We start from the raw sequence: 8,048 nt of genomic DNA on the forward strand, positions 1-8,048 counted from the left end.
GACCGGTGAGAGTCCGCCGCAGCGCCTTTTACATCATTAAAACAGCACTAGCAATCCGTTCGCCGTAAAAGAAAAAGAATGACAAGACGGCCGCCAAGGCCAAATAAAGCACGAGCACCTTCCATTTCGTCGACGCGGGAGCTTGGTAATACGTTTTCATCCGCTCAAGTTCCTTCTCCATCCGCGGAATCGCGGCTTCCGCCTCGGCGATTTTCGCTTTCAAATCGTCATACTCCGTCGACATCCCGTCGAGAAACGCTTCCTTCTTCCTTTCGTATTCCAAATCGATTTCCAGCCGTTTTCGCTTCAGTTTCTTTTCGTCCTGCAAAAACGGGATCAAGAATCCGGAGCGTTCCTTAAGCTCCTCCTTGAGTTCGCCGATTTTCATTCGCACTTGGCGCAAATGGAAAAACCGCACGTCGCTGTTCAGGACCGGATCCGGCATTCCACCTTCGTCGATACGCATGAAGAACAGTTCTTCGAGCATTTGCCTCAACTCGCCGAGATAATTGCGATGACGCTGTTGCATGTACCGGATTTGCTCCGCCTGGAAATTCTCCCGCGCACGATTCCACCACGTAAAAAAGCCAAACAATAAAATAAGAATCAAGATTGCGCTTGGTTGCCAAAACAGCAAAGCAGCCACCGCCAACAAGCCGAGAAACCAAATTTTCGTAGAAAGCACACCGACAATGCGTCCGCCGTCGAGCGGGGAAACGGGAAGCAGGTTAAACAAATTCAGCAGCGCGCCGAGATAAATCATGAGTCCCCAAACCGAATCGTGGGTCCAGGCATACAAAGGGACCGCCGGCAAAAATGAGAGCAAGCCGGCCAACGGACCGCCGTAGGCGAGATAAGCTTCGTCAGCCGCGTTTTTCGGTCGTTCCTTCATAGCGATTGCAGCACCGAGAAACGGAATGAAAATCGCCGGCGAAGTGGCTATCCCTTTTTGTTTCGCGGCAACGAGGTGCCCCATTTCGTGAACGAACATTAAGTAAAGCAAGACGGCCGCGAATTTCCAGCCAAAGAAGACGGCATACGTACCGAGCGAAATCGCCAGCGAAATGAACATCGAAGCAAATTTCGTAAATTTCAACAAGCCGATGACCCATTTCAGTTTCGTCAAGATGAGCAACCCGATCGTCGCGAGCGCAGCTCGGAATCTTCCTGAATTCTTTTTCGTTTGTTGTTGCGGCATGGGCATCCCCCTGTTCAACTTATACCATTACGTAAAGGATAGAAGAATTTGAAACCGGATTCAACATTTAGACTTCCATCATTAACTATGTTACGATCAAACCTGTTTCATTCATAGAAAATCCGGGTAAGTTCACTATGCAAATCCAATCCCGGAAAAGGAGCCGAACATGTACGTAACCTTCCACGAACGAGAAAAACGAATGATTCTCGAACGAATTCAGCGTTACTTTCTCGAGGAAAGAAACGAAACCGTCGGGGAGCTCGCCGCCTTGCAATGGTTCGATTTCATTACGGAACAGATCGGGCCCTATTATTACAACCAAGCGATCAAAGACGCCCGGTCCGTCGTCAATGAACGGATCACCGCCGTAGATGAAGACCTGTTGAGCTTGCGGCGCCCCGTCGAGGAATAGATGGGATGCAAGAGAGGAGAAAGATTCATGAGTCAACAACTAAGAAAAGCTGTCGAGCGAAAGAAACAAACTTATATACAACGATTGTTGGATGCGGGCATTTACAAATCGGGCAATTGCCAATTATATGAATTGACGTTAAGCGAATTGGAAAAGGAATACGCGGTGTTGCAAACCGAAAGCAATCCTTCGTAACCGAAGCGGCCGAATAAGTTAGACTTAGGTTGGGCAAAATCGCACATGAAATGATTCGGTCAGCAAAGGACAGGAGGGTCGTTATATGATAAAAAAATCAAGCCTGCTCGCGGCAGCAGGAATCGTTTTGACGCTGACCGCCTGTGGAGGCGGCAACGACAACGCGAATGAAGGCGGCGGAGCCGCAACGGAGTCAAGCGCCGCTAAGGCCATTTATGAAAAAAATTGCGCCAGCTGTCACGGAGAAAATCTTGAGGGCGGCATCGGGCCGAGCCTAAAAGCGATCGGAAGCAAGTTGTCGAAAGAAGAAATTCTCGCGCAAATTAAAAACGGCGGCGGCGGAATGCCGGGCGGGCTCATTTCAGGCGAGAAAGCAGACAAAGTCGCCGAATGGCTCGCGTCGAAAAAATAACCTGCCGAACGCGGCAGGTTCTTTCATGGGGGGAATCCAATGATTCGGACTTTAGCCGTAACAAAGGAAGACCAGTTGATTCACCAAGTCCCGCTCGAAAGGCTGAACGACCCGGATATCGCCTGGTACTGGGTCGATTTCAACGAGCCGAGCGAAGAAGAAACCCGGCTGTTGAGCCGTTTTTTTCGCTTTCACCCGCTCGCCGTCGAAGACTGCATGCATATCGTGCAACGGCCGAAAGTCGACTTTTACGACGGGTATGCGTTTATCATCCTGCACGGCCTTGATCCGAAAGACTTGTCTCCGATGGAAGTGGATTTGTTTGTCGGCGACCGCTTTATCGTTTCGTTTCATTTCGAAGCGCAAAAGGATTTGCATGAAGTGCGGCAGGACATTTTAAACAAAAAAGAATGGTCCGGCTTCGGTCCGTATCATGTTACGCACTTGATCATGGATCACCTCGTGGACGGTTATTTCGCCCCTGTCTATCAAATTGAAGACGAATTGAACGAGATTGAGAGCCGCACGAAAACGGAGCCGATGAAAGTGTTGATGGAGCAATTGTTTGCCACCCGCAGCGATTTATTGAGACTTCGCCATACCATCGTGCCGATGCGAGATTTGTTATATCGCATGCTCGGATCGCAGAAATTGCCGGCCATCCAAGAAAGACGCGCCTATTTCACCGACATTTACGACCATTTGCTGAAACAGGCGGAGATGATCGAAGCGAACCGCGAGATGACTGCAGACATCCGCGACAGCTATTTGTCCTTAAACGCCAACCGCATGAACACCGTTATGATGACGCTCACCGTCATCACCACCATTTTCATGCCGCTCACTTTCATTGCCGGCATCTACGGCATGAACTTTCAATACATGCCCGAGCTGACTTGGCATTATGGTTATTTTTTCATACTCGGAGTCATGGCTGTCGTCGGCGTGACCATGTATTTTTGGTTCAAACGGAAAGGCTGGTTTGACCGGTAGCATCGCTTAATTTTAACGTATACGTCTGTTTCTTCTTGCAAATAATAGGTTCAAAACACCGCAAGGAGGCCGACTTTCATGGTACGAAACATCGCTGTGGTTTTCGCGCTCGTTGTCGTCGTGTTCGGGATTTCGCAACTGTTCAACACTCGCGAGGTTACAGGCGGACAAGTGACCGCCGCCTTCTCAGGCATCGACGCATCATGTGAAACGTGCAGCGTCAACTTGCACACCGCTCTGTCGAACATTATCGGCATCAAACAGACGCGCTTCGATCGCTCGAAACACGTATTAACGGTTACGTTCAACTCGAGCGTCATGAAAGCTTCTTGGATTGCCCATTCCCTCGAAGCTGCGGGCTTTCATCCAAAAGACGTGGAAATCATCGAACAGAAACAAACCGGCTGACCCTCAGCCGGTTTTCGTTTGCCTTACTTCTTCACTTGTTCTTGCTCAAACAACACCTTGTATTCCGGATAGCCTTCCTTTTCCAAATCCTCTTTCGGTATAAACCGCAGCGCCGCAGAGTTAATGCAATAGCGCATGCCGCCTTTCTCCTTCGGCCCGTCGTTAAACACGTGGCCCAAGTGAGAATCTGCCCGTTTGCTTCTCACTTCCGTTCGAATCATTCCGTGACTCAAGTCTTCGGCTTCGACGACCGAATGCAGCCGCAGCGGTTTCGTAAAGCTCGGCCACCCGCAGCCGGAATCATATTGATCCTTCGAGCTGAACAACGGTTCTCCCGAAACGACATCGACATAGATGCCTTCGCGGGAAGGATTCCAGTATTCGTTTTCGAAAGGCGGTTCCGTCGCATTGTGCTGCGTCACTTCATATTGAAGCGGAGTGAGCTTTTTTTTTAACTCCTCTCGGGAAGGACGGTCATACCAGTTTTCACGAATAAACGGATCGCGGCCCGAGGCTTCGCGATAACGCTTGTAATGAAACGGGTTTTTCCGATGATAATCTTGATGATATTCTTCCGCTTCGTAAAAAGGTTTCGCCGGCAAAATTTCCGTGACGACCGGCTCGTTGAAACGGCCGCTTTGCTCGACTTCCCGCTTCGAGGCTTCAGCAAGCCTTTTCTGTTCTTCATTGTGATAAAAAATCGCGGTCTTATACGTTTCTCCACGGTCGGCGAACTGGCCGCCGCCGTCAGTCGGATCGATTTGCGCCCAATAAAGCGCAAGCAATTTTTCATATGGGAATATTTCCGGATCAAACGTAATTTGCACCGCCTCGCGATGACCCGTTCCGCCTGCGCAAACTTCTTGATACGTCGGATTTTCGGTATGTCCGCCGGTATACCCGGAAACAATCTGATGAATGCCGGGCAATTCGTCGAACGGGGTGACCATGCACCAGAAACAACCTCCCGCGAACGTGGCCAACTGCTGGTTATCACTCATCTCTCTCACACTCCATTCCTTGCTTTTTCTATTCTCTCCATGGCGTCTTCCAATATCGACCGCGGACACGCAAAATTGATACGTTGAAACCCTTTCCCGGCTTTTCCGAATGGATCTCCCGCATTCAAGCCGACTTTCGCCTTTTCGACGAGCCATTTCTTCAAGTCCGGGTCACTCATCCCGAACTGGCGAAAATCCATCCAGCCGAGGTAAGTCCCTTCTGGTTTCTCCATCTTAACGCCGGGAACCCGATCTTGTAAAAAAGAATGCACGAATTCCGCATTTTTATCCAAATACTTGAGCAGCGCTTCCAACCATGCCTCCCCTTCCCGGTAAGCCGCCGTCATCGCCTCGATCCCGAACAAGTTGATGTGAAAAAAGCCTGATTTCGCTGCAGCATTCGTAAACTCACGATGAATCCGTTCGTCGCCGGCGATCGCAATCGAAGAAAACAGCCCGGCCAAATTGAACGTCTTGCTTGGCGAAATGAACGTGAGGCTCTGCGCGGCTGCTTCTTCCGACAACGAGTAAAACGGCGTATGCGCGCCTTTCTCATAGACAAGATCGGAATGAATTTCATCTGAGACAACAAAGATGTCATGTTTTATGCAAATCGCCGCTAGTTTGTGCAATTCTTCGGCCGTCCACACCCGGCCGACGGGGTTGTGCGGACTGCAAAGAATGATCATCCGTGTACGGGCGTCAATTTTATTCATCAAATCCTCAAAATCCATTTCATAACGGCCGTCTTGTTCTTTCAACGGATTTTCGACGACGTGCCGCCCTCGGTTTTTCACCGCACTAAAGAAAGGCGGATACACCGGCGGCTGAACGATAATGTGGTCGCCCGGTTTCGTGAACGCGTCGATCGCCAAATGAATTCCGGTCACCACCCCAGGCACCGTACTCACCAGCTGCGGCCGCACTTTCACCCCGAACCTGCGGTCGAGCCAACCGGTCACGGCCCGATGCATCGCTTTCGGCTTTCCCGGATACCCGTAAATCGGATGCTTTGCCCGCGCCGCGATCGCTTCACTCACCGCAGGCGGACAAGCGAAGTCCATGTCAGCGACCCACAAAGGCAAAACATCGTCGCTTCCGAAAATTTCCTTGTTATATTCCCACTTGATCGAATTCGTTCCTCTTCGATCAATCACTTCGTCAAATGAATAACTCATCGTCGACTCCCGTTCCTGAATATACGTTCAACTCCGCTCACAACCGATTCCACCAGCTCTTGCGCCGTGCCTTCCCGGCTCAATGTATAACCTTGACCCGCCCACAGCGACATATAATCCGGCAGATTCCGCTCCGCAGCCGCTTTACGAATCCCTTTCGTCAAGCTGTTCTGAATCGGATAAGCAGGCAGATCATCCTCATACGGCGCCATTTCTTCAATAAACGCGTTTCGGATGCCGCGCGCCGGTTTCCCGGAAAACGCCTTCGTCACAACCGTGCTTGTCTCGTCTCGCTTCAACAATGCCGCGCGATGCGGCATTCGCGTCCCGCTTTCCTCACACGTGAGGAAAGCCGTCCCCATCTGCACGCCTTCCGCCCCGAGCACGAACGCCGCCGCAGCCGTGCGCGCATCCATGATGCCGCCTGCGGCCGCTACCGGCACGCTTACACGGTCGACGATTTGCGGAACGAGTGCCATCGTTCCGACCATCGCCTCCCCGTACGGCGCCGCGAACGTGCCCCGGTGCCCGCCTGCTTCGCTCCCTTGCGCGACGATCGCATCCGCTCCGCCTCGCTCAAGCTCAATCGCCTCGGCGACGGTTGTCGCCGTTCCGATCACGACCGTGCCGTTTTCTTTCAGTCGGCTGACCGTCTCTGCAGACGGAACGCCGAACGTGCAGCTGAAGACCGGCACACGCTCTTCGAGAAGGACGGCCAGCTGCTGTTCAAACGGCGGACCGTCCGTTTGAACCGCGCCAGCCTCTGTCTCCGTAACTCCAAGCTTCTGTCGATAAGCGGCCAACCGCTCCGCGCTTGCCGCGATTTTCGCTTCGTCGACGTCAATTGGCTCGGGAATGAACAAGTTGACCGCGAACGGGCGATCGGTCAGCTTGCGGACGGATCGAATGTCCTTCCGCAAATCTTCCGGCTTCATGTAACCCGCGCCCAACGTGCCGAGTCCGCCGGCCTCGGAAACGGCGGCCACGAGCTCCGGCGTTGTCGGACCGCCGGCCATTCCAGCTTGGATGAGCGGATAAGTTGTACGTACAAGTCGCTTTAAGCGGTTAGTTTCCCACATCGTGCGTCTCCTTTACGTTCACTCGGCAGTGAACCAAAGTTGAAAATCATTCAAAGCCATCGAAAGTTGTCCTTCATCGATTAAATAGAGCAAGTAGGCGGTCACCGCTGTTCGATAGAGCGTCCAAGAAGATACGCTGGTTGCCCGCACGTCGTGAGACAAGCAAGCAGATCGAATGATTTGCTCGTGGCTCATGCCTCCAGATTCGCTGCGGATGTGTTGTAATAGTTTATCGGCGATCGCCTTGTGAAAGTTAAGATTGAACTGCACAGTATCGCAAAAAGATTCTTCGAACCCGCCGTGGCCCGGCACAGCCCCCTTGCAGTCAACCGAGAGCAACTTTTGCAACGACTGAATGCCCTCACTGACATCGACCATAAAAGGAATGCGGTGTTTGATTAGCGTTTCTTTGGAAAAATAACCGTCGGCGGCGTAAAGGATGTCGTCGACGAGTACGCCGAGCTGGGCGTGGCTGTGGCCGGGCAAGTCTATGAGTTCAAGCCGCAGCCCCGCGACTTCTAACGTACCGGCATCGCATACTTGATCCACGCGGACCGGCGCGCCTTCCAAAAATTTATTGCGCATCGCTTCGGGCGGATTGACACCTTCGAATAAATAGAGCGGCTCCAGTTTCGGGCAGCGCATGATCGCTTCCTCGAAAAATGGAGCCAACGTGTACACTCCGATTTTCTTTTGCAAATGCGCGGCACCGCCGTAATGATCGGCATGAGCATGCGTAAGAAACAAATGCGTGCAAGGCAGATCGTGTTCATTCAAGACGCGCAAAACCTTTTTCGCGGCTGACGCATCGATCCCCGAATCAATCAATAAGCCGTACTTACCGTTTCTGACATAACCGATATTGACGGCATCGTGAAAGTAAAAACAATTGTCCGAAATTTTCTTGAAATTCATCGCGTATCCTCGCAAAGTTGTTATTCTAGATTTTACACGCCTCCACCAGCAGACGCAAGCAAAGGATTTCAAAAAAATTTCGCCGGAAACGATCACGGGTGACGTCGATTCGACTGCTCGCTGACACGATTTTCGGTTCGGATGTTGCCGAACGCGCTCTCATTTGTGCGTTTTTGCCGATTTCAGCCGTTCCGCTGAGCTGAATGAGGGGATGAACACGAGTTATCCACAGATTTCGATGTCGTTTGGAGCGA

General features: G+C 51.7%; 10 protein-coding genes. 5 read left to right on the forward strand and 5 right to left on the reverse strand.

Annotation, left to right across the window (positions count from 1 at the left end):
• Positions 1-28: 28 nt before the first annotated feature.
• The gene (locus tag VFK44_14840; GenBank protein HET7629647.1) at positions 29-1,198 is read right to left on the reverse strand and encodes a site-2 protease family protein; all 1,170 of its coding nucleotides are present in this window, start codon (positions 1,196-1,198) and stop codon (positions 29-31) included.
• Positions 1,199-1,367: 169 nt separating this feature from the next.
• Between VFK44_14840 and VFK44_14845 the strand changes: the two genes are divergently transcribed.
• The 5 genes from VFK44_14845 (at position 1,368) to VFK44_14865 (ending at position 3,621) form a co-directional block, all read left to right on the forward strand.
• Positions 1,368-1,613 carry a DUF2164 domain-containing protein gene (locus VFK44_14845; protein ID HET7629648.1) on the forward strand — a complete coding sequence of 82 codons (246 nt, stop codon included), beginning with the start codon at positions 1,368-1,370 and terminating at the stop codon, positions 1,611-1,613.
• A gap of 27 nt (positions 1,614-1,640) precedes the next feature.
• Positions 1,641-1,808, forward strand: coding sequence for a Fur-regulated basic protein FbpA (locus VFK44_14850; protein ID HET7629649.1), 168 nt, complete (start codon positions 1,641-1,643; stop codon positions 1,806-1,808).
• 85 nt (positions 1,809-1,893) lie between these two features.
• The gene (locus VFK44_14855) at positions 1,894-2,220 is read left to right on the forward strand and encodes a cytochrome c (GenBank protein HET7629650.1); all 327 of its coding nucleotides are present in this window, start codon (positions 1,894-1,896) and stop codon (positions 2,218-2,220) included.
• 39 nt (positions 2,221-2,259) lie between these two features.
• The gene (corA, locus tag VFK44_14860) at positions 2,260-3,213 is read left to right on the forward strand and encodes a magnesium/cobalt transporter CorA (protein ID HET7629651.1); all 954 of its coding nucleotides are present in this window, start codon (positions 2,260-2,262) and stop codon (positions 3,211-3,213) included.
• A 78-nt stretch (positions 3,214-3,291) separates the two neighbouring features.
• A complete protein-coding gene (locus tag VFK44_14865; protein ID HET7629652.1) occupies positions 3,292-3,621 on the forward strand; it encodes a hypothetical protein in 330 nt (109 codons plus the stop codon).
• A 23-nt stretch (positions 3,622-3,644) separates the two neighbouring features.
• Here VFK44_14865 and msrA read toward each other — a convergent pair whose 3' ends face one another.
• Genes msrA through VFK44_14885 form a run of 4 tightly spaced genes read right to left on the reverse strand, consistent with a single transcriptional unit; the run spans position 3,645 to position 7,794 of the window.
• Positions 3,645-4,622: a peptide-methionine (S)-S-oxide reductase MsrA gene (gene msrA, locus VFK44_14870; protein HET7629653.1), complete on the reverse strand. Its 978-nt coding sequence runs from the start codon at positions 4,620-4,622 to the stop codon at positions 3,645-3,647.
• 5 nt (positions 4,623-4,627) lie between these two features.
• The gene (locus tag VFK44_14875; GenBank protein HET7629654.1) at positions 4,628-5,800 is read right to left on the reverse strand and encodes a PatB family C-S lyase; all 1,173 of its coding nucleotides are present in this window, start codon (positions 5,798-5,800) and stop codon (positions 4,628-4,630) included.
• Positions 5,797-6,879: a nitronate monooxygenase gene (locus tag VFK44_14880; GenBank protein HET7629655.1), complete on the reverse strand. Its 1,083-nt coding sequence runs from the start codon at positions 6,877-6,879 to the stop codon at positions 5,797-5,799. Before VFK44_14880 ends, VFK44_14875 begins: the two co-directional genes overlap by 4 nt.
• A gap of 18 nt (positions 6,880-6,897) precedes the next feature.
• The gene (locus tag VFK44_14885) at positions 6,898-7,794 is read right to left on the reverse strand and encodes an MBL fold metallo-hydrolase (protein HET7629656.1); all 897 of its coding nucleotides are present in this window, start codon (positions 7,792-7,794) and stop codon (positions 6,898-6,900) included.
• Between the last annotated feature and the right edge of the window lie 254 nt (positions 7,795-8,048).

The organism is Bacillales bacterium (genome assembly GCA_035700025.1).
Lineage (GTDB): Bacteria > Bacillota > Bacilli > Bacillales > DASSOY01 > DASSOY01.

Bases quoted from the DNA above. Each gene is read 5' to 3' on its own strand.
- VFK44_14850 (HET7629649.1), top strand. From the start codon at position 1,641: ATGAGTCAACAACTAAGAAAAGCTGTCGAGCGAAAGAAACAAACTTAT.
- corA (HET7629651.1), top strand. From the start codon at position 2,260: ATGATTCGGACTTTAGCCGTAACAAAGGAAGACCAGTTGATTCACCAA.
- VFK44_14845 (HET7629648.1), top strand. From the start codon at position 1,368: ATGTACGTAACCTTCCACGAACGAGAAAAACGAATGATTCTCGAACGA.
- VFK44_14880 (HET7629655.1), bottom strand. From the start codon at position 6,879: ATGTGGGAAACTAACCGCTTAAAGCGACTTGTACGTACAACTTATCCG.
- VFK44_14855 (HET7629650.1), top strand. From the start codon at position 1,894: ATGATAAAAAAATCAAGCCTGCTCGCGGCAGCAGGAATCGTTTTGACG.
- msrA (HET7629653.1), bottom strand. From the start codon at position 4,622: ATGAGTGATAACCAGCAGTTGGCCACGTTCGCGGGAGGTTGTTTCTGG.
- VFK44_14865 (HET7629652.1), top strand. From the start codon at position 3,292: ATGGTACGAAACATCGCTGTGGTTTTCGCGCTCGTTGTCGTCGTGTTC.
- VFK44_14885 (HET7629656.1), bottom strand. From the start codon at position 7,794: ATGAATTTCAAGAAAATTTCGGACAATTGTTTTTACTTTCACGATGCC.
- VFK44_14840 (HET7629647.1), bottom strand. From the start codon at position 1,198: ATGCCGCAACAACAAACGAAAAAGAATTCAGGAAGATTCCGAGCTGCG.
- VFK44_14875 (HET7629654.1), bottom strand. From the start codon at position 5,800: ATGAGTTATTCATTTGACGAAGTGATTGATCGAAGAGGAACGAATTCG.